This window comes from Caballeronia sp. GAFFF1 (genome assembly GCF_023630705.1).
Lineage (GTDB): Bacteria > Pseudomonadota > Gammaproteobacteria > Burkholderiales > Burkholderiaceae > Caballeronia.
Genome location: NZ_JALQEM010000025.1, coordinates 163,677 through 185,516 on the forward strand (window position 1 = coordinate 163,677; position 21,840 = coordinate 185,516).

Genomic DNA, 21,840 nt, shown 5'->3' on the forward strand with positions numbered 1-21,840 from the left:
TCTTCGCTGTCAGAAGATCAGCATGGCTGGAGTGCGGCACGGGCTTCACGCATCGAATCGAATCTCGACGAGATGCCGCTCCGCGTCGAGCAACGGCACCGCCAGGCGTTCGATATTTTTGACCGCCGCGCCCTGCGGCAGGCGCGCGATTTCGGCGTCGGGCTTCACACCTTTCATCGCAAGGATGCAGCCGTGGTCCGCAACCAGATGTCGGGCAAGTGTAGCGAAATCCGTGAGCTCTGCGAACGCGCGGGACACGATCACATCGAATTTTTCCGGTACGTCGACGCCTGGTTTCAGCGCTTCGACTCGCCCGGTCACAACATACAGATTCGGCAGTCCCAGTTGGGCTTTCGCCTGTGACTGAAAAGCGGTTTTCTTATGAACGATGTCGTTCAGCGTGACGCGCAGCTCCGGTAAGGCGATTGCCAGCACGATCCCAGGCAACCCGCCGCCAGAACCGACGTCGAGTAACGTCGTTGCATGTCGGCTCGAAACTGCGGGCACGATCGCGAGCGAATCCAGAATGTGCTGGATAAGCATCTGCCGTGGATCGCGTATGGCCGTCAGGTTGTAGACCGCGTTCCATTTGCTCAACAGCGCGACGTAGTCGAGCAACTTCCGTTTCTGTTCGGCAGAGAGCGCGACGCCTAGCTCGACGGCGCCCTCATTCAGCAATGAATCGAGATCCGTCATTGCACCGCCGACGTCGTAGGCGTCTGTTCGTCGCCACTGCTCCCCTTGCCTCGGCGGCCCAGCCCGCGTTTCAGGTGAACCATGAGCAGCGAGATAGCTGCGGGCGTGATTCCCGAAATCCGCGACGCCTGCCCAATCGTCTCCGGACGATGTTGCATCAGCTTCTGCCGCGCCTCGAACGACAGGCCACGTACGTCGTTGTAGTCGATGCCTTCCGGCAAACGCGTATTCTCCTGCGCGCCGTTGCGCACGATTTCGTCCGCTTGGCGTTCGATATAGCCCTGATACTTGACGCCGATCTCAATCTGTTCCTTGATCTGCTCAAGAAGAACCGGATCGTCTGCTAGCGGAGTGTCCGGGCCAGACGTGCCGCCGCGCAGCGCGCAGACGCCGTCGTAAGAGACGCCAGGGCGACGCAGTAGGTCTGCCAAGCTGTATTCATGGTCAATCGGCTTGCCTAGCAAGGCGGTCGCTTCTTCCGCCGGCAACGTCTTGGGATTCACCCACGTCGAACGCAAGCGTTCTGTTTCACGTGAAACAGCGTCGCGCTTTCGGCTGAACGCGTCCCAGCGTAGGTCGTCGATGACGCCGATTTTCCGGCCAGTTTCCGTCAACCGCATGTCCGCGTTGTCTTCTCGAAGCGACAACCGATACTCGGCGCGGCTTGTGAACATGCGATAAGGCTCAGACACGCCGCGGGTGACGAGGTCATCAACCAGCACGCCGAGATATGCCTGATCGCGCCTCGGGCACCACGCGTCCTTCCCTTGCACCTGCAATCCCGCGTTGATGCCGGCCAACAGCCCTTGTGCCGCAGCTTCTTCGTAGCCCGTCGTGCCGTTGATCTGCCCGGCGAAAAACAGGCCGTTGATCGCTTTAGTCTCCAGCGATGCTTTCAATGCGCGCGGATCGAAGTAGTCGTATTCGATCGCATAGCCTGGCCGCAGGATATGCGCGTGTTCCAGACCACGCATTGACCGGACGAGCTCGAGCTGTACGTCGAACGGAAGGCTGGTGGAGATTCCATTCGGGTAAAACTCATTGGTCGTCAGCCCTTCGGGTTCGAGGAAGATCTGATGCGCGTCCTTGGAAGCGAACCGGTGAATCTTGTCCTCGATGGACGGACAATAACGCGGCCCGACGCCCTCAATAACGCCCGTGTACATCGGCGACCGGTCTAGTCCGGAGCGAATTATGTCGTGCGTCCGCGAATTCGTGTGCGTCACCCAGCAGGGCATCTGCCGCGGGTGCTGTTTTATGCGGCCCAGGAACGAGAAAACCGGAATCGGATCGAGATCTCCAGGCTGCTCTTCCAGCACGGAGAAGTCGATCGTCCGCCCGTCGATACGCGGCGGCGTCCCGGTTTTCAGCCGCCCTTGCGGCAGCTTCAACTCCTTCAAGCGCGCCGACAGTGAGACTGCGGCCGGATCACCCGCCCGCCCGCCGACGTAGTTGTTTAGGCCAACGTGAATCTTCCCGTCAAGGAACGTCCCGGCGGTCAGCACGACCGCTCGGGCGCGAAATCGCAGGCCCACTTGCGTCACAGCACCGACTACGCGGTCGCCTTCAACCATCAAGTCGTCGACCGCCTGCTGGAACAACCACAGGTTCGGCTGATTTTCGAGCCGATGCCGGATGGCCTGCTTATAGAGCACGCGATCCGCCTGGGCACGCGTCGCGCGTACGGCCGGGCCCTTAGAGGAATTGAGGATGCGAAACTGAATGCCGGACTCGTCTGTCGCCGCTGCCATCGCACCGCCGAGGGCGTCGACCTCCTTCACGAGGTGGCCCTTGCCGATACCGCCGATCGACGGATTGCAGCTCATTTGCCCGAGCGTTTCGATGTTATGGGTCAAAAGCAGCGTTTTGCAGCCCATTCTTGCCGAAGCTAGCGCGGCCTCAGTGCCTGCATGACCGCCGCCAACGACGATCACGTCAAATTCTGTGGGATAAAGCATGGAAATTTCGTGCTCGGACGACACGAACCGAAGAAGGAATATCGCAAGATTATATAGGCATCGCCCGTCATCGTTTTCGGCTCGCGACGCGCAGGCGAAAAAAATGGCGTGTTTCACGTGAAACACGCCACTGAAAAACGCCTAGACCGACGCGCTAGGCAGCCTGCTTGGCTAGCCCCAGATAGGTCTCGATGACCTGCGGATTGTGCCGCAAACTTTCAGCCTCGCCTTCTAACGCGAACTCCCCGGTTTCAAGCACATATCCGTAATCGGATATCTGCAGCGCCGCGCGGGCATTCTGCTCGATCAGGAGCGTTGCAACCCCGGTCTGCTTGAGCGCGCTGACGATGTGGAAGATCTCTTTCACAATCAGAGGCGCCAGTCCGAGGCTCGGCTCGTCCAGCATGAGAAGGCGCGGCTTGCCCATCAAAGCCCGACCCACGGCGAGCATCTGCCGTTCACCGCCGGAGAGCGTCCCCGCTGCCTGCTTGCGTCGCTCCTTGAGCCGGGGAAAGAGTTCGTAGACGTGGCTTAACTGATCCAGATAATCGCGCTCTCCCGCCCGCTTACGGCGATATGCGCCCAGCACGAGATTGTCCTCGACCGTCATCGTCGAAAAGAGCTCGCGTTTCTCCGGCACCAAGCACATTCCACGTGAAACGCGCCGCTCGATCGCCAGCGCCGACACATCTTCGCCCATGTAGCGAATCACGCCCTTCGCATGGCCGCTCTGTGGCAATGCCCCCATGATGGCGTTAAGCAACGTCGACTTCCCGGCGCCGTTCGGTCCGATGACCGACACAATCTGCCCGGCGGCTACTTGCAGGTTCCAGTTGTGCAAGGCTTCAACCTTACCGTAGCGCACGGCCAAGTCGCTGACTTCAAGAATGGTTTCAGCCATCACTCCACCCCGCCAAGATAAGCTTCGAGCACAGCCGGGTTCTCCTGCACGTCCTTTGGCAGTCCCTCGGCGATTTTGGTACCGAACTCCATAACGACGAGCCGGTCGGTCAGATTCATCACAAAGTCCATGTCATGTTCGACCAGCAAGATGCTCATGCCTTCCGCCCGCAGCTTCCGGAGCAACTCGGCCAGTTGCTGCTTCTCCTGGTAACGAAGTCCCGCCGCCGGCTCGTCGAGCAGCAGCAACGTCGGGTCGCAGCACAGCGCCCGCGCGATCTCAAGAATCCGTTGTTGACCGAGCGCAAGACTGCCCGCCTCGGCATAAAGATGCTTCTCCAGCCCGACGCGCGCAATCTGCTTTGCCGCTTCGGACATGAGGCGCGCTTCCTCAGCCGCGTTGAGCCGGACGACGCTGCGCCATACGCCCGTGCTGCCACGCAGATGCGCGCCGATCGCCACATTCTCCAGCACGGTCATCCCGGGCAGCATCTTGACGTGCTGAAACGTCCGTCCGATGCCCCGCTTCACGATCTCCCGCGACGTTAGCTTGTCGATGCGCGCGCCGTGGAACGTGATCGCTCCGCTCGTTGCTTGCAGGACGCCCGTGACGAGATTGAACGTGGTCGACTTGCCAGCCCCGTTCGGCCCGATCAAGCCGACGATCTCGCCGGCCTTCACATCAAAGCTCACGTCGTTCACGGCGACGAGGCCGCCGAACTGCTTCCGCGCCGTATCGACGATTAGCAGCGGCTCACCCGTCGCCGGTTTGCTGCGCTGCGGCAAAGGCTCGCCGTGCTCCGGGACGTGCGCGCGCGGCCCTCGCGGAAACACACGCGCCACAAACGGCCACACGCCCTGCCGTGCATATTGCAACAGCAGGACCATCACGACTCCGAAGACGATAATCTCGAAATTGCCGTTCGCGCCGATGAGTTTCGGCAGCAGCGTCTGGAGATAGTCCTGCAGCACGGTGAGGATGGTCGCCCCTAAAATCGCACCCCACACATGCGACACCCCGCCGACGACCGCCATGAACAGAAACTCGATGCCGTGGTTGAGGCCGAACGGCGTCGGATTCACCGCGCGCTGCAAATGCGCATAGAGAAAGCCCGAGATAGCCGCGAGCACCGCGGCATAGATAAAAATAACGACGCGCATCCACGCCGTATTGACGCCCATCGCTTCGGCCATGATGCCGCCGCCGCGCAGCGCCCGAATCGCGCGGCCGGGGCGACTATTAAGCAGATTCTGAACAGACACGACCGCGAGCAGCACCACGACCCAGATGAGGTAGTAGATGCTGCGCCCCGATTCGAGCTGCCAGCCGAACAGGTTGAGCACCGGAATCCCGTTGATGCCGTCGTACTTGCCCAGCAGTTCCATATTCCCGAAGAGATAGAACAGCGAGAGCCCCCAGGCGATCGTGCCGAGCGGCAGAAAGTGCCCGGAGAGGCGCATCGTGACGAGGCCGAGCAACAGCGCGATAAACGCCGTCAGCACGACGCCTGCCATCAGCGCGAGCCACGGCGAGACGCCATAACGCGTCGTCAGGAACGCAGTCGCGTAGGCGCCGACGCCCACGAACGCCGCCTGCCCGAAGCTCGTCATGCCGCCGATGCCGGTCAAGAGCACCAGCCCGATAGCGACAATCGAATACAGGCCGATGTAGTTGAGAAGCGTGATCCAGTATTCCGGCACGGCGACCGGCCCCGGCAGCACCGGCAGCGCGAATACGACGAGCAGAAACAGCCAGAAGAAGCGATATCGATGGAGAAAGGTCATGGCTTACTCCTCTTCTTCGTCGGTATGCGGGCTGGCCAGGCTTCGCCATAACAGCACCGGGATAATGAGCGTGAAGACGATCACCTCCTTATACGCGCTCGCCCAAAACGACGAATACGACTCCAGCAGCCCGACGAGCAACGAGCCGGCCGCGGCCAGCGGATAGCTGACAAGACCGCCGACGATTGCGCCGACGAAGCCCTTCAGGCCGATCAGGAATCCCGAGTCGTAGTAGATGGTCGTGATCGGCGCGACCAGCACGCCGCACAGCGCGCCGAGACCCGCCGCGAGCGTGAACGCGAGACGCCCGGCCTGCGCCGTGCCGATGCCGACGAGCCGCGCGCCCAGCCGGTTCACCGACGTCGCGCGCAGCGCCTTGCCGGAAATCGAGCGGTCGAAGTAGAAGTACAACGCGACGATCAGCACGAGCGCCGTGCCGACGACCCACAGACTCTGCCCCGATATCGACACACTGCCGACGTTGAAGCTGGCGTCGGAAAACGCCGTCGTGCGCGAGCCTTCCGCGCCGAACATGACGAGCCCGAGCCCGACCATCGCGAAGTGCACGGCCACCGCGACGATCAAGAGCAGCAGCGTGCTCGCCTCCGCGATCGGCTCATACGCCAGCCGGTACACGAACGGTCCCATGGGCACGACGATCAAAAGCGTCAGCGCGATCTGCGCGAGCATCGGCAGCGTCTGCCCGAACACGGCTTGCGTCAACGCCCATACCGCGACCGGGAACAGCAGATATTTGCCCGCGAGCACGGCCAAGAGCCGCCCTATCCGATGATGCCGCGCCGGATGCCGCACGATACCCGCGACTTCGGCGATAAAGCAGCCCACGCCCATCGCGATAAGCAGAAAGCAGGTCGCGGGCAGCTTCTGCGTTTGCAGCGCGGCGAGCGTGAGCGCGCCATAGGCGACGAACTCGCCCTGCGGAATAAAGATGACGCGCGTCACCGAAAACACCAGCACCAGCGCAAGCGCAAGTAACGCGTAGATGGCGCCCGTCGTGATGCCGTCTTGCGCGAGAATCGCCGCAATCGATAAGTCCATACTTCCTCTTCAGAGCTTCTTCGAAACGTGAGGGCCGTGATCGGCCGATGAACATGGGAAAAGCGGCGCACCACTGGCGCGCCGCTTCTCTATCTTGAAAACAACCTGCGCGGTCAGTCGTTCAGAAGCTTCCACTTGCCGTCGACGATCTGCACCATCACGCGCGCGCGGTCGTCGAAGCCGTTGTGGTCAATCGGCGTCGTGTTCATGATGCCGTGGGAGACCGGCAGGTCCTTCAGGTTCTCCAGCGCCGCGCGCAATGCCTCGCGGAACTCGGGCGTCCCCGGCTGACCTTTCTTGAGCGCCTCGGGAATCGCGCGGGCAAGCATTTGTCCGGCGTCCCACGCGTGGCCGCCGAAGGTCGAGAGCGAGCCTGCGCCGTACGCCTTCTCGTACGCGTTCTTGTACGCAGCCGACGACTTCTTCACTGGATTGCTGTCCGGCAATTGCTCGGTCACGAGCACCGGACCGGCCGGCAGAATCTCGCCTTCGCAGTCCTTGCCGCACACGCGCAAGAAGTCGTTATTGGCGACGCCGTGCGTCTGATACACCTTGCCCTTGTAGCCGCGCTCCTTCAGCGTCTTGGCCGGCAACGCGGCCGGCGTGCCCGCGCCCGCGATCAGCACGGCATCCGGATTCGCGCCCATCGTCTTTAGCACCTGACCCGTCACCGATGTATCGGGGCGGTTATACCGCTCGTTCGTGACGATCTTCAGCTTGTGCGCAGCCGCCGCCGCGTTGAAGACCGAATACCAGCCGTCGCCGTACGCATCCGAGAAACCGATGAAGCCCACCGTTTTCACGCCGTGCTTTTCCATGTGACTTGCGATCGCATCGGCCATCAGCGCGTCGTTTTGCGGCGTCTTGAAAACCCACGCCTTCTTGGCGTCCATCGGCGCGATGATCGACGCGGACGCGGCCATCGAGATCATCGGCGTCTTGGCGCTTGACGCCGGATCGATCATCGCGAGCGAATTCGGCGTGACCGTCGAGCCGATGATCGCATCGACGTGATCTTCGTCGATCAGCTTGCGCGTGTTCTGCACGGCGCGGCTCGTGTCGGTGCCGTCGTCGAGCACGATGTATTCGACCGACTTGCCGCCGATTTCCTTCGGCAGCAGCGCGACGGTGTTTTTCTCGGGAATCCCGAGCGACGCGGCCGGCCCTGTGGCCGACAGCGTCACGCCGATCTTCACCTGCGCGTACACTGCGCCCGCGCCGAATATCGCGCTGCCGGCGACTGCCAGCGCAATGCCGCTTTTGATCCATGCTTTCTTCGTTTTCATTGCTCGTCTCCAAACGCGATCCAGCTTTTCGCGCACCCCCGTGGTGCGCTGCTGCGAGTTGTTATCGATAACCCTGGCGATTCAGCCGCCCCAATCTATGGACCACCCCGGCGCATGCCTAGGCTCGTTTTCCCTGACCAATCGGGGCGTCGCGCGTGGCGTGCGCGCCCTCTTCTTTCGAACGAAAAAAAAGGCGCGTTGGTGGAAACGCGCCTTGGTTGGAATCGACTCACATATCGACGGTCAGTTGCCCGAGAGCTTCCACTTGCCGCCGACGATCTCCACCATCACCCGCGCCCGCTGATCGAGACCGGAGTGGTCGTTCGCGCTCATGTTGAAGATGCCGTGCGATGCCGCGAGATTCTTCGTGTCTTCGATCGCAGCGCGCAAAGCCTCGCGAAACGCGGGCGTGCCCGGCTGCCCCTTTTTCAGCGCGACGGGAATCGCGTGTTGCAGAATCAGGCCCGCGTCCCACGCGTGGCCGCCGAACGTAGACACCGCGCCCGCGCCATACGCGCTTTCGTACGCCTTCTTGTAGGTCAGCGCGGCCTGCTTCACGGGATTGCTGTCCGGCAATTGTTCCGCGACGAGCAGCGGCCCGGCAGGCAGGAACGTTCCTTCGCAATCCTTGCCGCATACGCGCAGGAAGTCGTTGTTCGCGACACCGTGCGTCTGATAGATCTTGCCCTTGTAGCCGCGCTCCTTGAGCGTCTTCTGCGGCAGCGCGGCCGGGGTGCCCGCACCCGCGATCAGCACCGCGTCCGCGTTCTGCGACATCATCTTGAGCACCTGGCCGGTGACGGACGCGTCGTTGCGCGCAAAGCGTTCATTCGCGACAACGCGGATCTTCGCGAGGTCCGCCGCCTTCGAGAATTCCTTGAACCAGCTCTCGCCGTACGCGTCGGAGAAGCCGATGAACGCCACCGTCTTCACGCCGTGATTCGACATGTGCTGCGCGATGGCGGTTGCCATGAGAATGTCGTTCTGCGGCGTCTTGAAGACCCACGCGCGCTTGCCGTCCATCGGTTCGACGATGCTCGCGGCCGCGGCCATCGAGATCATCGGCGTGGTGGTGTCGGCGGCGATGTCGATCATCGCGAGCGAGTTGGGAACGACCGTGGAGCCGATCAGCGCGTCGACGTGATCTTCGCTCGTGAGCTTGCGCGCGTTCTTGACGGCTTGCGTGGAATCGGTGGCGTCATCGAGAACGATGTACTGCACTTTCTGCCCCGCGACTTCCTTCGGCAATAGCGCGATGGTGTTCTTTTCGGGAATGCCGAGCGATGCGGCCGGGCCTGTAGCCGATACCGTCACGCCTATTTTCACGTCTGCAAAAACCTGAGTGCTGAATACCGCCGATAATCCCGCGACGGCCATTGCGACCGCCTTACCGCGTAATGCCCACTTCATTGATTTCCACCCCGTCGATCGTGTGTTCGAATAGAAGTAACGCCAGATTTCTTGCTGCGGATTATCTGTTGCGAATCGCCGACCGAAGAGTCGGGAAATGCAGTGTAGCCATGAGAGCGCCGCGCATCAAGCGTTTCGGCCACATCTGGCAGACGTTTTAGTGGATATGCTCTGACCGGTGAATCGCGCTCGATGCGCGGCTTGGATGAATCCGTCAGGCGATTCGTATTATCGGCCGGAAAAATAAAAAGGCGCCGTTGGACTCATCCAACAGCGCCTTTCGTCTCGGGCACTTCGTGCCTCATGTCTCCTCGTTCTCCACCTCAAAAATCTGGGTGCTTCAGAACTAGGACGGATATTAATATCCGCATCATTTCGCCACAACCTAGCATTTACCCTAGTGGTGCATGCAAGCACCTTAAAAGGGCGCTTTTTGCGCCGTTAACTACCGGCTTGCCGATGACACTTGTTTCGGATTTCCAATTAAATCCTATCCCTGCAACGGCCTCACCCGCGCGACGATTTCGCCCACGATGCCGCGCCTGAACGCCAGCACGCACGCAATGAAGATGATGCCCGTCACGATGGTCACCGATTCGCCGAGCGAGTTGAACCACGCCACGCCCGTCACCTTCGCGATGCCCGCGCCGATATCGCCGAGCCGGTCTTCCAGCGCCACGATGATCGCGGCGCCGAGCAGCGGGCCGAACATCGTGCTCATGCCGCCGACGAGCGTCATCAGCACGACGAGGCCGGACATCGTCCAGTATGCGTCGCCGAGCGTTTCGAAACCGAGCACCAGCGTCTTCGTCGCGCCCGCGAGGCCCGCCAGCCCCGCCGACAACACGAACGCGAGCAGCTTGTAGCGCGCGGTGTCGTAACCGAGCGAGACCGCGCGCGGCTCGTTTTCCTTGATCGCGATCAGCACCTGCCCGAACGGCGAATGCACGATGCGCACGATCAGCGCGAACGCGAGCAGCATCAGCGCCAGCACGACGTAGTAGAGCGTCACGTCGCTGCCCAGATCGAGCACGCCGAACAGTTTGCCGCGCGGCACGCCTTGCAGGCCGTCTTCGCCGTGCGTGAACGGCGCTTGCAGAAACACGAAGTAGACCATCTGCGCGAGCGCGAGCGTGACCATCGCGAAATAGATGCCTTGCCGCCGGATCGCGAGCAGTCCGACGATCACGCCCAGGAGCGTCGCGGCTGCCGTGCCGAGCACGACGCCGAGCTCGGGCGTGAAGCCGAGCGTCTGAATCGCATATCCGGCCGTGTAGCCCGCGCTCGACAGAAACATCGCGTGCCCGAACGACAGCAAACCCGTATAACCGATCAGCAGGTTGAACGCCGCCGCGAAGAGCGCGAAGCACAGCACCTTCATCATGAAGACCGGATACACGCCCGCGAACGGCACCGCGATCAACGCGACCAGCAACAGCGCGTAGAGCACTTTTCTCTGCATCATTTTTCCTTGCCGAAGAGTCCCGCCGGGCGCACGAGCAGCACCAGCGCCATGATGACGAAGACGACCGTCGCGGACGCTTCCGGATAGAACACGCGCGTGAAGCCTTCGATCACGCCGAGCAGCAGACCCGTGAGAATCGAGCCCATGATCGAGCCCATGCCGCCGATCACCACGACCGCGAACACGGTGATGATCATCGACTGGCCCATGAGCGGCGACACCTGAATGACCGGCGCGGCCAGCACGCCCGCGAACGCCGCGAGCGCGACGCCGAATCCGTAGGTGAGCGTGATCATGAGCGGCACATTGACGCCGAACGCTTCAACGAGCTTCGGGTTCTCCGTGCCTGCGCGCAGATACGCGCCGAGGCGCGTCTTCTCGATCACGAACCACGTCGCAAAACACACGATGAGCGACGCCACCACGACCCACGCGCGATAGTTCGGCAGAAACATGAAGCCGAGATTGGTCGCGCCGGACAAGAGCGACGGCACGTCGTACGGCTGGCCCGACGAACCATAGATGGAACGGAACACGCCTTCGATCACGAGCGTCAAGCCGAAAGTGAGAAGGAGCCCGTAGAGATGATCGAGCTTGTACAGCCAGCGCAGCATGGATCGCTCGATGACCACGCCCAGCAAGCCGACGATGATCGGCGCGAGCAGCAGCATCGCCCAGTACGGGACGTTGAAGTACGAATAGCCCATCCACGCGAGCATGGCGCCCAGCATGAAGAGCGCGCCGTGCGCGAAGTTGATGACGTTGAGCAAGCCGAAGATCACCGCGAGCCCGAGACTCAGGATCGCGTAGAACGAACCGTTCACCAGTCCGAGCAGCAACTGGCTCATCATCGCGGCGAGCGGGATGCCGAATATTTCCATTGAACCTGCCGAGGGTTGGATCGAAGCATGGCCGCAAGCAGTCGCGCCGGACCGCTTGCGGCGTCAGTCGCCGAGAAAGTTACTTCCAGGCCGCGCAGCGCGACTCGGCCTTGGTGCCGAAAGCCTGATCGCCCGGAATCGTGGCCGTGATCTTGTAGTAGTCCCACGGTTCCTTCGATTCCGACGGCTTCTTCACTTCCATCAGGTACATGTCGTGAATCATCGCGCCGTCCTCGCGAACGTAGCCCTTCGCGTAGAAGTCGTCGATCTTCGCCTTCTTCATCTGCGCCATGACCTTGTCGCTGTCCGTCGTGCCGGCGGCCTGCACGGCCTTCAGGTACGTGGTGACGGCGGAATAGTCGGCGGCTTGCAGGCTCGTCGGCATCTTCTTCATCTTCGCGAAGTAGCGCTTGGCCCACTCGCGCGTCTTGTCGTCCTTGTTCCAGTACCAGCTATCCGTCGCCACGAGTCCTTGCGTCGTCTCGAGTCCGAGGCTGTGAATATCGGAGAGGAAGATCAGCAGCGCGGCGATCTTCATCGACTTGGTGATGCCGAATTCCTTCGCGGCCTTGATCGAATTGATCGTGTCGCCGCCCGCGTTCGCGAGCCCGAGGACCTGCGCCTTCGATCCCTGCGCCTGCAACAGGAACGATGAGAAGTCCGACGCCGACAGCGGATGACGCACCGCCCCGAGCACCTGTCCGCCGTTTGCCTTCACGACATCCGACGTGTTCTTCTCCAGCGCCTTGCCGAACGCGTAGTCGGCGGTCAGGAAGTACCACGTCTTGCCGCCCTGCTTCGTCACCGCGGAACCGGTGCCTTTGGCGAGCGCCATCGTGTCGTATGCGTAGTGCACGGTGTACGGCGAGCACTGTTCGTTCGTGAGGTTGTCCGCGCCCGCGCCGATGTTGATGTACGGCGTCTTCTTCTCCGCCGCGACTTGCGCGGTGGAGAGGGCGGTGGCCGAGTTCGTGCCGCCGATGATCGCGTTCACGCCGTCGCGGTCGATCCACTCACGCGCGCGCGATGCCGCGATATCCGCCTTGTTCTGATGGTCCGCATACACGAGTTCGATGGGCTTGCCGTTCACCTTGCCGCCGAAGTCCGCGATCGCCATGCGGATGGCCTCCAGCCCGCCTTGTCCGTCGATGTCGGCGTAGAGGCCCGACAAGTCGGTGACGAAACCGATCTTGACGCTGTTGCCGTCGGCAGCCTGCGCGCCGCTGCTCATGAGCGTCACACTCGCCGCCGCAGCCGCAAAGCAAAGAGTAGAGAGGCGCGCGAGGGTCTTCTTTTTCATTCCAGTCTCCATGAGTTTTTGATTGTTGCTGCGCTGCTGGTGTTACTGGTGTTGTCGTGTCGCCGTGATGGCCGGCCGATGCGCGATGCGTGTCACACACCGAGCAGTTCGTGCAGCACCGGCATCTTCGCTTCGAGTTCCCCCGCGCCGAAATGCTCGACGATGTTCCCGTGTTCCATCACATAGAAGCGGTCCGCGAGCGGTGCCGCGAACCGGAAGTTCTGCTCGACCATCACGACCGTGTAGCCGCGCGATTTCAGCATCAGGATCATGCGCGCGAGTGTCTGCACGATGACCGGCGCGAGGCCTTCGGAGATTTCATCGAGAAGCAGAAGGTTCGCGCCCGTGCGCAGGATTCGCGCGACGGCGAGCATCTGTTGTTCGCCGCCTGAAAGACGCGTGCCCTGACTCGCGCGCCGCTCGTTCAAGTTCGGGAACATGGAATACAGCTCGTCGAGCGACATGGCCTGTTTCGGATCGCCAATGAGCGGCGGCAGAAGCAGATTCTCCTCGCACGACAAGCTCGAGAAAATGCCGCGCTCTTCCGGACAATAGCCGACCCCGTGATGCGCGATCTTGTGCGTGGGCAGCCCGATGGTCTCGCGTCCGCCCACGCGAATCGAGCCCGTGCGCCGCCCGGTGAGACCCATGATGGCGCGAAGCGTCGTCGTTCGTCCCGCGCCGTTGCGGCCGAGCAGCGTCACGACTTCGCCGCGATTCACCTTCAGGTCCACGCCATGCAGAATGTGCGATTCCCCGTACCACGCCTGCAAGCCTTCAATTTCGAGCGCGGGCGCATTCCCCGCCGCGCCGTTCGCCTCGCGCGAGCGGCGTTCTTCCGTGATCGTGCTCATGCGTGCGCTCCGGTGAGCGCCGCGTCGGCGCTGCCCATGTAGGCTTCCATCACGAGCGGATTCTTCGATACTTCCGCGTAGCTGCCTTCCGCGAGCACTTCGCCGCGTTGAAGCACGGTAATGGTGTCGGAGATACCGGCAATCACGTTCATGTTGTGCTCGACCATGAGAATGGTACGTCCCGCCGATACCTTCTTGATGAGCGCGGTCACGCGATCCACGTCCTCGTGTCCCATGCCTTGCGTCGGTTCGTCGAGCAGCATGAGTTCGGGCTCCATCGAAAGCGTCGTGGCGATTTCGAGCGCGCGCTTGCGGCCGTACGAAAGCTCGACGGTTTTCACATCCGCGAAATCGGTGAGGCCGACTTGCGTGAGCAGGTCCATCGCGCGATCGTTCAAGGCATCGAGCGAACGTTCGCTGCGCCAGAACTGAAACGACGTGCCGAGCTGCCGCTGCAAGCCGATACGCACGTTCTGCAGCACGGTCAGATGCGGAAAGACGGCGGAAATCTGAAACGAGCGGATGATGCCGCGCCGCGCGATATGCGCGGGGCGCTCGCGCGTGATGTCGGTGCCGTTGAAGACGATCTGGCCCGCAGTCGGTTCGAGAAATTTGGTGAGCAGATTGAAGCAAGTGGTCTTGCCCGCGCCGTTCGGTCCGATCAGCGCATGGATCGAACCGCGGCGCACGCGCAGGTTCACGTCATTCACGGCCGTGAAGCCTCTGAATTCTTTCGTGAGTCCTCGCGTTTCCAGAATGGTGTCGCCGAGAATCATGTCCCCTTCCATGCGAAGTGAGGCGCTGAACGATGTGTTCGCCTGCGCTTTATTTTTCTGTCGCGCGCACCGGACGGTGTCTCCGTCACGATGCCGCTTCGCTTCTTACCGCTTCGTACGCCTCTTGCGTGCCGCACAAAAGCGTGCACGAGGTAAGCCGAGCATCACGTGATCCGGGGCCATTGTCGCGCCAATGATGCAGCGCAATCATTGGGATTTGCACTAAGGGATTAGCACTGACTCATGCAAGCCCCGAAGCGCCGTCCGCGCAGGCGTCGAAGGCATGACGCGTGCTGCGCGACGGCCCGCCGCTATGCGAGCGCCGCCGCGATGACTTCCTGCGACCGCACTGCGCGCCGGTCTTCGCGAATCATGTCGCTCGCGCGTTCGGCGATCATCAACGTCGGGGAGTTGGTGTTGCCCGAAGTGATGACCGGCATCACCGATGCATCCACTACGCGCAAACCCTGCACGCCGAGCACGCGCAAGCGGCTGTCGACGACCGCGCCCGGATCGTTGTCGATGCCCATGCGGCAGGTGCCGACCGGATGGAAGATGGTCGTGCCGATATCGCCCGCCGCTTTTGCGAGTTCTTCTTCCGTTTGATACTGCACGCCCGGCAGAATCTCTTCCGGCGCATAGCGCGCCAATGCCGGCGCGCTCGCGATGCGCCGCGTAAGACGCAGCGAGTTCGCGGCCACTTCGCGGTCGCGGTCGGTCGAGAGATAGTTGGGCGCGATGAGCGGCGGAGTATGTGTATCCGGCGACGTGATATGGATGCTTCCGCGGGATGTCGGCCGCAGATTGCACACCGACGCCGTAAAGGCATTGAACGCATGCAGCGGCTCGCCGAAGCGTTCGAGCGACAACGGCTGCACGTGATACTGCACATCAGGCCGCTTGATCGATGCATCGTCCGGATTCGACTTGGCGAACACGCCAAGCTGCGAAGGCGCCATCGACATGGGACCGCTGCGCATGAACGCGTACTGCATGCCGATCAGCAGTTTGCCCCACCAGCGCGCCGAAAGCGTGTTGAGCGTGCGCACGCCGTTGACCCTGTACGCCATGCGCAACTGCAAGTGGTCCTGCAGATTCTCGCCGACGCCGCGCAGATCGCGCACTACGTCGATGCCGAGCCGCTGCAAGCGCGCGCCATTGCCGATGCCCGAGAGCTCGAGTATCTGCGGCGAATTCACCGCGCCTGCGCTCAGCACCACTTCACGGCGCGCCTTCGCGATGTAGTCCACATCGCCGCCGCGATATTCCACGCCCACGCAACGCGTGCCTTCGAACACGAGCCGTTGCGTGTGCGCGCCGGTGATCGTCGTGAGATTCGGGCGCTTCATCGCTTCGCGCAGGAACGCCTTCGCCGCATTCCAGCGAATGCCGCCGCGCTGGTTGACATCGAAATAACCGACGCCTGTGTTGTCGCCGCGATTGAAGTCGTCTGTGGCGGGAATGCCGCTCTGCTGCGCGGCTTGCGCGAACGTCTCCAGGATCTTCCACTTGAGCCGCTGCTTCTCCACGCGCCATTCGCCGCCCGCGCCGTGCCATTGATTCGCCCCGCCGTGATGATCCTCGCTGCGCATGAAGACGGGCAGCACGGAGTCCCACGACCAGTTGGAATCGCCCGTGATGTGCGCCCACTCGTCGTAGTCTTCGCGCTGGCCGCGCATGTAGATCATGCCGTTGATCGACGAGCATCCACCGAGCACGCGCCCGCGTGGATACGACAGCGCCCGTCCGTTGAGGCCGGGTTCGGCTTGCGTCTTGTACAGCCAGTCCGTGCGCGGATTGCCGATGCAATACAGATAGCCCACCGGAATGTGGATCCAGTGGTAGTCGTCCTTGCCGCCCGCTTCGAGCAGCAGCACGGTAACGTCGGGGTCTTCCGTGAGGCGATTGGCAAGCACGCATCCGGCCGTGCCCGCGCCGACGATGATGTAGTCGAATTCGCCTTCGAGCTTGCGGGCGTTCTGTTTCATGACTTGTCTCCTGTTCGGCGTGGGCGTCTGTGTGTCCTTGTCTGCGCCCTTTCCGATGTGTCGGACACATCGGTGCCGTCAAGCGTACTGCGGTCGCCGTCCGCCGATCCAATGAGATATGTTCAAGAGCGATATAAGACGCGCTAATATCAGCCGATGGACTACACCCTGCTCCGCGCGTTTCTGACCGTGGCGCGTGAAGGCAACCTCACGCGCGCCGCGGCGCAACTGCATCTGACGCAGCCGGCGGTGAGCCTGCAGATCAAGAACCTGCAGGAGACGCTGGGCGTAGTGCTGTTCGCGCGGACGTCGCATGGTCTTCTGCTGACGCGCGATGGCGAAGCCCTGCTGCCGCACGCCGAACGCGCGCTCGCGGCCGCCGCCGATGTGCAGCGCGCGGCCGCTGCGCTGCGGCATGACGTCAGCGGAACGCTGCGCATCGGGACTATTCTCGATCCCGAGTTCTTGCGGCTCGGCGGCTTCCTGCGGCAACTGGTCGAAGCGCATCCGCGCATTGAAACGGCGCTGCGTCACGGCATGTCGGGCTGGGTGCTGGAACGCGTACGCTCGCGCGAGCTGGACGTCGGCTACTACATCGGCGATCCCGCAAAAGACGGTTCGCGCGACGGCGAGCGTTTCCATGTCGTGCGATTGACGCCTTTCTCGTATCGCGTGCTCGCGCCGGCCGGCTGGCACAACCGCGTGAACAAGGGCAAGCGCGCGTGGGCGACGCTCGCCAAGCTGCCGTGGATCTGGACGCCGCCGGAATCCGCGCATAACCGGCTGCTGTCGCGCGTGTTCCGCGAGGCGGGCGCGACGCCGGTGATCGTCGCGGAAGTGGATCAGGAGCCGTCGATGCTCGATCTCGTGAAATCGGGCGTGGGATTGTCGCTCGCGCGAGACTCTATCGCGCTTGCGGAGGCGCACGCGCACGCGCTCACGATCGTCGAAGGCGTCACCGTGCCGACGCAGCTTTCGTTCGTCGCGCTCGCCGAGCGTCGTGAGGAACCGGCCATCGCGGCGGCGCTGCGCCTGATCGATGCGCAGTGGTCCGTGTAACCCAGGCGTCACGGTTTCTTTGCTAGTCTCGCTGCTGCGCCCTCACTCAAGAACAACCGGAGACCTCGCTCATGGCACGCAATATCGAAATCAAGGCACGCGCGCATCAATTCGACGAACTGCGAGAACGCGCAGCCGCGCTCGCCACGGATGCGCCGCTCGTGTTCCGGCAACAGGACTTTTTCTACGACGTGCCGACCGGCCGCCTGAAGCTGCGCCAGTTCGACGACGGCACGCCGTCCGAACTGATCTTCTATCAGCGCGACGACCGCGACGGCCCGAAAGTCTCGTACTACTCGCGCAGCCCGGTGACGAACCCCGAAGCCATGCACGCGCTGCTCGCGCAGGCGCTCACCACGCGCGGCATCGTTTCGAAGGAGCGGCATGTGTTTCTGGTCGGGCGCACGCGCATTCATCTGGATCGTGTGGACGGTCTCGGCGATTTCATCGAACTGGAAGTGCTGCTCGGCCAGGAAGACGACGAAGCCGGCGGCGAAGCGGAAGCGCACGCCATGTTCGAGCGCCTCGGCGTGGGCGCGGCGGATCTCGTGCCGGTCGCGTATGTGGATCTGCTGAACGCCGGTCAGGACGCGTCCGCCGCGAGGTGAGCGAGCGGCAACGGGCCGTTGCGCTTGAACGTCGTGAGCACGATGTTCGAGCGCACGCTGTCGACGCCCGGCACGCGCATCAGCTTCTTCATGACGAAGCCGGAAAGCGCGTTCAGATCCGGCGCGACGATGCGCAACAGATAATCCGCATCGCCGACGGTCGCGTGGCATTCGAGCACTTCGGGCAGCGTGTCGATTTCCTGCTGAAACTGCTCGATCACCGAATCGCTGTGATGCTTCAGCTTCAGGCTGGTGAACGCGGTCACGCCGAGACCGAGCTTCTCGGGCCGTAACATCACGCGGTAGCCTTCGATCACGCCGATGGCTTCGAGCCGCTGCAAGCGCCGTCCGATCTGCGACGGCGAGAGCGGCACCTGCTCGCCGAGCTGCTGATGCGTGGCGCGCCCGAAGCGTTGCAGGACATCCAGCAGGGCGAGGTCGAAGTGGTCCAGTTCCAGCATGGCGGGCGCGCGCGAAGACGGGGGAAGATGCGACTTTAGCGCATCGGCCGCGGAAAACCGCCATAACCACGCGGGAAGCGCGCCGTTCGCGCACGACCTGAATATCGGCTTACGGTAGCCAACAAGGTAACGTCCGTATTACCAACCATGACATAGCCGAAAGGCGACCCACGCCGTCCGCGCCCGGCGTCACGCGCTGTGCAAGCCAAAAAAAGCAGAACCGTAAGCCGCTGCGGAGCCTATCTTTCATCCATGTAGGCGAATGTTCAAGTCGGCGTAAACTTGTTTAACTCCGCCGCCGACGGGCGTGCGGCCGTCGACGAGGCTCGCCAGATTGAAGCTGTACAATCAGCAGCGCACCACGGACAGCGCAGTGCCGCTGAGAGACGGCAAGCGGCCGCATCCACGAAGATTCGGCTCGACGGTGCGCCGAGTGGCAGACAGCCACGTCCAGGGACAGGCATTCGGTGTATAGCCGCTCGCGCGAACGAGGCGTCGGCGGCGCCGCATAAGAGGTAACGGTTTTGATCCGGCTCGAACCTGCGCCGCCGCGTCGTCAATCACCGGCCTGGGCGCCCGGCTCGAGCGCAACCCAATTGTACTGAGCGACTTCATGCGAATCCTTCTGATTGAAGACGACCGCCCTATTGCGCGCGGCATTCAAAGCAGCCTGGAGCAATCCGGCTTCACCGTCGACATGGTTCACGACGGCATCTTCGCCGAGCAGGCGCTCGCGCAAAACCGCCACGAGCTCGTCATTCTCGATCTGGGCCTGCCCGGCATCGACGGCATGACGCTGCTCTCGCGCTTTCGCCAGGGCAACCGGCACACGCCGGTTATTATCCTCACCGCGCGCGACGAACTGCACGACCGCGTGCAGGGCCTGAACAGCGGCGCCGATGACTACATGCTCAAGCCCTTCGAGCCGCAGGAACTCGAAGCCCGCATTCGCGCCGTGATGCGCCGCAGCGGTCCGCACGGCGACGTGCCGCGCCCCGAAGTGACGCTCGGCGGCTTGCGGCTCTCGGGCGTGGATCGCCGCATCTTCAACGACGAGCGCCCGCTCGAACTCTCGCCGCGCGAATTCGCGGTGCTCGAAATGCTGCTGCTGCGTCATGGCCGCGTGGTCAGCAAGGCGCAGTTGCAGGATCACCTGACGCACTTCGGCGGCGATCTCGGCGACACGGCGATCGAAGTCTACGTGCATCGCGTGCGCAAGAAGCTGGAGAACACGCGCGTGGAAATCGTCACGGTGCGCGGTTTCGGTTATCTGCTTCAGGAGATCCGGCAGGCGGCGTGAGGAACCGGCCGCTTCTGCCCTAGAACGCTTTGCGACTTCCCACCCGGCGCGCGGGCGATGAGCGCTTCGCCCGCGAAGACTGGCTCGATCTGGCGCGATCGAAGCCCGCTCACCCTGCCGTGCCTCCGAGCCTGCGGCGCACGCTGCTGCGCCGCCTCGCCGCGCCGCTGTCCCTGCTCGCGCTGATGAGCGGGCTCATGGCGTACTGGCTCGCCTGGCAGTACACGCAGCATGTGGTGGACCGCTCGCTCGCGGATCTTGCCACGGCTATCTCCAAGCAGATCCAGCTTGCCGGCGTCGATGCACCCGTCACCGTGCCGCCGCTCGCGCAGGCGATGTTCTCCGATCCCATCGAGCAGCTCGTCTATCGCATCAGCACGGGCGATGAGGAGATCGCCGGCGATTCCGACTTGCCGCTCACGGGCACATCCGTGCGGCGCATTCACTACGCCTACGTCTTCGAGACGCACTATCAGGGCACCAGCGTGCGCGCCGCGCAGGTTCGCGTGCCGCAGCCGCGCGGCAATCCGATCGTCGTCGAAGTGGCGCAGCGCGTGGGGTCGCGGTATCGCATCGCGGTGGAGTTTCTCGTCGCGATCATGATGCCGCTCTTGCTGTTGCTGCTCGCCGGCTGGGTGATCGTCTGGCGCGTCGTGAACCAGCAGTTGAACCCGCTCACCGATCTGGCCGACGCGCTCAATCGCCAGACGCACATCTCACTTGAACCGGTCGACGAATCGCACGTGCCGAGCGAAGTCCGCCCGCTCACGAGCGCGATGAACGCGCTGCTCGTGCGTCTGCAGGCGGCGCTGGATGCGCAGCGCAAGTTCATCGCGGATGCCGCGCATCAGTTGCGCACGCCGCTGACCGCCGTGAAGCTGCACGCGGAGCAGGCGCTCAGTTCACGCGACCCCGCGAAGGCTCTCGAAGCGGTGAAGGAATTGCGCGCGTCGGCGGACCGTGCCGTGCGGCTGTCGAATCAGTTGTTGTCGCTGGCGCGCGCCGAACCGGGCGAGCAGGCGGCGCGCTTCGCGGATTTCGATCTCGCCGCGCTCGCGTTCGAAACCGGCGCCGAATGGGTGCCGCGGGCGCTTTCGGCCGGCGTCGATCTCGGCTTTCAACGCACGGACGATCCCGAGAACGAACATCCGATCGTCGTGCGCGGCAATGTCGTGCTGGCGCGGGAAGTGATCGCCAATTTGATCGACAACGCGCTCAAGTACGTGCCGCCTTCACGCTATGACGGCGCGCGCATCACGCTGACGGTCGGCGAATGGCGCGACGCAACGGGCGCGCGCTTCGGCGAAGTGGTGATCGAGGACAACGGTCCGGGCGTGCCGGGCGACCAGCAGCCGGATCTCTTCAAGCGATTCTTCCGTGGCGACGGACAAACCGTGGAAGGCGGCGCGGGCCTCGGGCTTGCCATCGTGCACGACATCGTCGTGCTGCACGGCGGCAGCGTCCATTACGAGGATGCGCCGGAAGGCGGGGCCCGGTTCATCGTGCGTCTGCCGGTCAAAGCGCATGCTTCGGCGACCGATTCCGCGCGGCACTAGGCGGCGCGGTCCGCTTACTTCTTCTCTTTCTTCGCCTTCTTTTCTGGCTTGAGCGCGAGCATCGTTCCACGACACTTCTTCGCGCCGCAGCGGCACTCGTATTCCTTCTTGAGCTTCTTGGTGATGCGCCCTTCGATCACGAGCCCGTAGTCGTAATTGAGCTCTTCGTCCGGCTCGATGTCGCGCAGCGCGCGAATGAACACGCGGCCTTCGATTTCCTCGGCCTCGCAATTCGGCGCGCAGGAATGGTTGATGTATTTCGCGCTGTTGCCGTCGATCTTGCCGTCGATCACGCGCCCGTCTTCCAGCGCGAAGTAGAACGTGTGATTCGGCTCGTCGGGGTTATGCGGATGCCGGCGCAGCGCCTCTTTCCACGAGATGCGCTCTCCCTTGTACTCCATCACCTCGTCGCCGGCCGCGATGGGCTTCGCGGCGAACACGCCCTTGCCATGCACGCCCGAGCGGCGAACGGTGATCCTCCGTGAACTCATCGAATGG

19 protein-coding genes are annotated in these 21,840 nt (G+C 62.9%); 4 read left to right on the forward strand and 15 right to left on the reverse strand.

Features of this window, described 5'->3' with window-relative positions; translation table 11 throughout:
- Positions 1–45: 45 nt before the first annotated feature.
- From rsmG to NCR37_RS13305, 13 genes are all read right to left on the reverse strand, one after another.
- Positions 46–696 carry a 16S rRNA (guanine(527)-N(7))-methyltransferase RsmG gene (gene rsmG / locus NCR37_RS13245; protein WP_250473364.1) on the reverse strand — a complete coding sequence of 217 codons (651 nt, stop codon included), beginning with the start codon at positions 694–696 and terminating at the stop codon, positions 46–48.
- A complete protein-coding gene (gene mnmG / locus NCR37_RS13250; RefSeq protein WP_250473365.1) occupies positions 693–2,654 on the reverse strand; it encodes a tRNA uridine-5-carboxymethylaminomethyl(34) synthesis enzyme MnmG in 1,962 nt (653 codons plus the stop codon). Before mnmG ends, rsmG begins: the two co-directional genes overlap by 4 nt.
- 154 nt (positions 2,655–2,808) lie before the next feature.
- A complete protein-coding gene (locus NCR37_RS13255; RefSeq protein ID WP_250473366.1) occupies positions 2,809–3,555 on the reverse strand; it encodes an ABC transporter ATP-binding protein in 747 nt (248 codons plus the stop codon).
- Complete coding sequence (locus NCR37_RS13260; RefSeq protein ID WP_250473367.1) at positions 3,555–5,339, reverse strand: branched-chain amino acid ABC transporter ATP-binding protein/permease; 1,785 nt, start codon at positions 5,337–5,339, stop codon at positions 3,555–3,557. The genes NCR37_RS13255 and NCR37_RS13260 overlap by 1 nt, the downstream gene beginning before the upstream one ends.
- 3 nt (positions 5,340–5,342) lie before the next feature.
- Positions 5,343–6,398, reverse strand: coding sequence for a branched-chain amino acid ABC transporter permease (locus NCR37_RS13265; protein WP_250473368.1), 1,056 nt, complete (start codon positions 6,396–6,398; stop codon positions 5,343–5,345).
- A 113-nt stretch (positions 6,399–6,511) separates the two neighbouring features.
- Positions 6,512–7,684 (reverse strand): ABC transporter substrate-binding protein, encoded by a 1,173-nt coding sequence (locus tag NCR37_RS13270; RefSeq protein WP_250473369.1) that lies wholly within the window; start codon positions 7,682–7,684, stop codon positions 6,512–6,514.
- A 243-nt stretch (positions 7,685–7,927) separates the two neighbouring features.
- A complete protein-coding gene (locus NCR37_RS13275) occupies positions 7,928–9,094 on the reverse strand; it encodes an ABC transporter substrate-binding protein (RefSeq protein WP_250473370.1) in 1,167 nt (388 codons plus the stop codon).
- Positions 9,095–9,584: 490 nt separating this feature from the next.
- A complete protein-coding gene (locus tag NCR37_RS13280; RefSeq protein WP_250473426.1) occupies positions 9,585–10,556 on the reverse strand; it encodes a branched-chain amino acid ABC transporter permease in 972 nt (323 codons plus the stop codon).
- Entirely contained in the window at positions 10,556–11,440 is an 885-nt protein-coding gene (locus NCR37_RS13285) for a branched-chain amino acid ABC transporter permease (RefSeq protein WP_250473371.1), read from the reverse strand. Before NCR37_RS13285 ends, NCR37_RS13280 begins: the two co-directional genes overlap by 1 nt.
- A 79-nt stretch (positions 11,441–11,519) precedes the next feature.
- Positions 11,520–12,740 carry an ABC transporter substrate-binding protein gene (locus tag NCR37_RS13290; protein ID WP_206467262.1) on the reverse strand — a complete coding sequence of 407 codons (1,221 nt, stop codon included), beginning with the start codon at positions 12,738–12,740 and terminating at the stop codon, positions 11,520–11,522.
- 92 nt (positions 12,741–12,832) lie between these two features.
- Positions 12,833–13,594 carry an ABC transporter ATP-binding protein gene (locus NCR37_RS13295; protein ID WP_250473372.1) on the reverse strand — a complete coding sequence of 254 codons (762 nt, stop codon included), beginning with the start codon at positions 13,592–13,594 and terminating at the stop codon, positions 12,833–12,835.
- Positions 13,591–14,370: an ABC transporter ATP-binding protein gene (locus NCR37_RS13300; RefSeq protein ID WP_250473373.1), complete on the reverse strand. Its 780-nt coding sequence runs from the start codon at positions 14,368–14,370 to the stop codon at positions 13,591–13,593. Before NCR37_RS13300 ends, NCR37_RS13295 begins: the two co-directional genes overlap by 4 nt.
- A gap of 311 nt (positions 14,371–14,681) precedes the next feature.
- Positions 14,682–16,358: a GMC family oxidoreductase gene (locus NCR37_RS13305; RefSeq protein ID WP_250473374.1), complete on the reverse strand. Its 1,677-nt coding sequence runs from the start codon at positions 16,356–16,358 to the stop codon at positions 14,682–14,684.
- Between the two features lie 156 nt (positions 16,359–16,514).
- Here NCR37_RS13305 and NCR37_RS13310 point away from each other — a divergent pair, with 156 nt between their 5' ends.
- On the forward strand, positions 16,515–17,417 hold the full coding sequence (locus tag NCR37_RS13310; RefSeq protein ID WP_248320759.1) for a LysR family transcriptional regulator: 903 nt from the start codon (positions 16,515–16,517) through the stop codon (positions 17,415–17,417).
- 71 nt (positions 17,418–17,488) lie between these two features.
- Positions 17,489–18,025, forward strand: coding sequence for a class IV adenylate cyclase (locus NCR37_RS13315; RefSeq protein ID WP_250473375.1), 537 nt, complete (start codon positions 17,489–17,491; stop codon positions 18,023–18,025).
- Here the strand turns inward: NCR37_RS13315 and NCR37_RS13320 are convergent.
- Entirely contained in the window at positions 18,001–18,486 is a 486-nt protein-coding gene (locus NCR37_RS13320) for an Lrp/AsnC family transcriptional regulator (protein WP_175938702.1), read from the reverse strand. The two genes, NCR37_RS13315 and NCR37_RS13320, sit on opposite strands and share 25 nt — an antisense overlap.
- A gap of 613 nt (positions 18,487–19,099) precedes the next feature.
- Here NCR37_RS13320 and NCR37_RS13325 point away from each other — a divergent pair.
- Both NCR37_RS13325 and NCR37_RS13330 read left to right on the forward strand, forming a co-directional pair.
- Positions 19,100–19,786, forward strand: coding sequence for a response regulator transcription factor (locus tag NCR37_RS13325; protein WP_035962098.1), 687 nt, complete (start codon positions 19,100–19,102; stop codon positions 19,784–19,786).
- A gap of 89 nt (positions 19,787–19,875) precedes the next feature.
- Positions 19,876–21,342, forward strand: a complete 1,467-nt coding sequence (locus NCR37_RS13330) for a sensor histidine kinase (RefSeq protein WP_250473427.1) — start codon at positions 19,876–19,878, stop codon at positions 21,340–21,342.
- 14 nt (positions 21,343–21,356) lie between these two features.
- On the opposite strand, the gene NCR37_RS13335 is transcribed toward NCR37_RS13330, so the two are convergent.
- Entirely contained in the window at positions 21,357–21,833 is a 477-nt protein-coding gene (locus NCR37_RS13335) for an SET domain-containing protein (protein WP_250473376.1), read from the reverse strand.
- Positions 21,834–21,840: the final 7 nt, after the last annotated feature.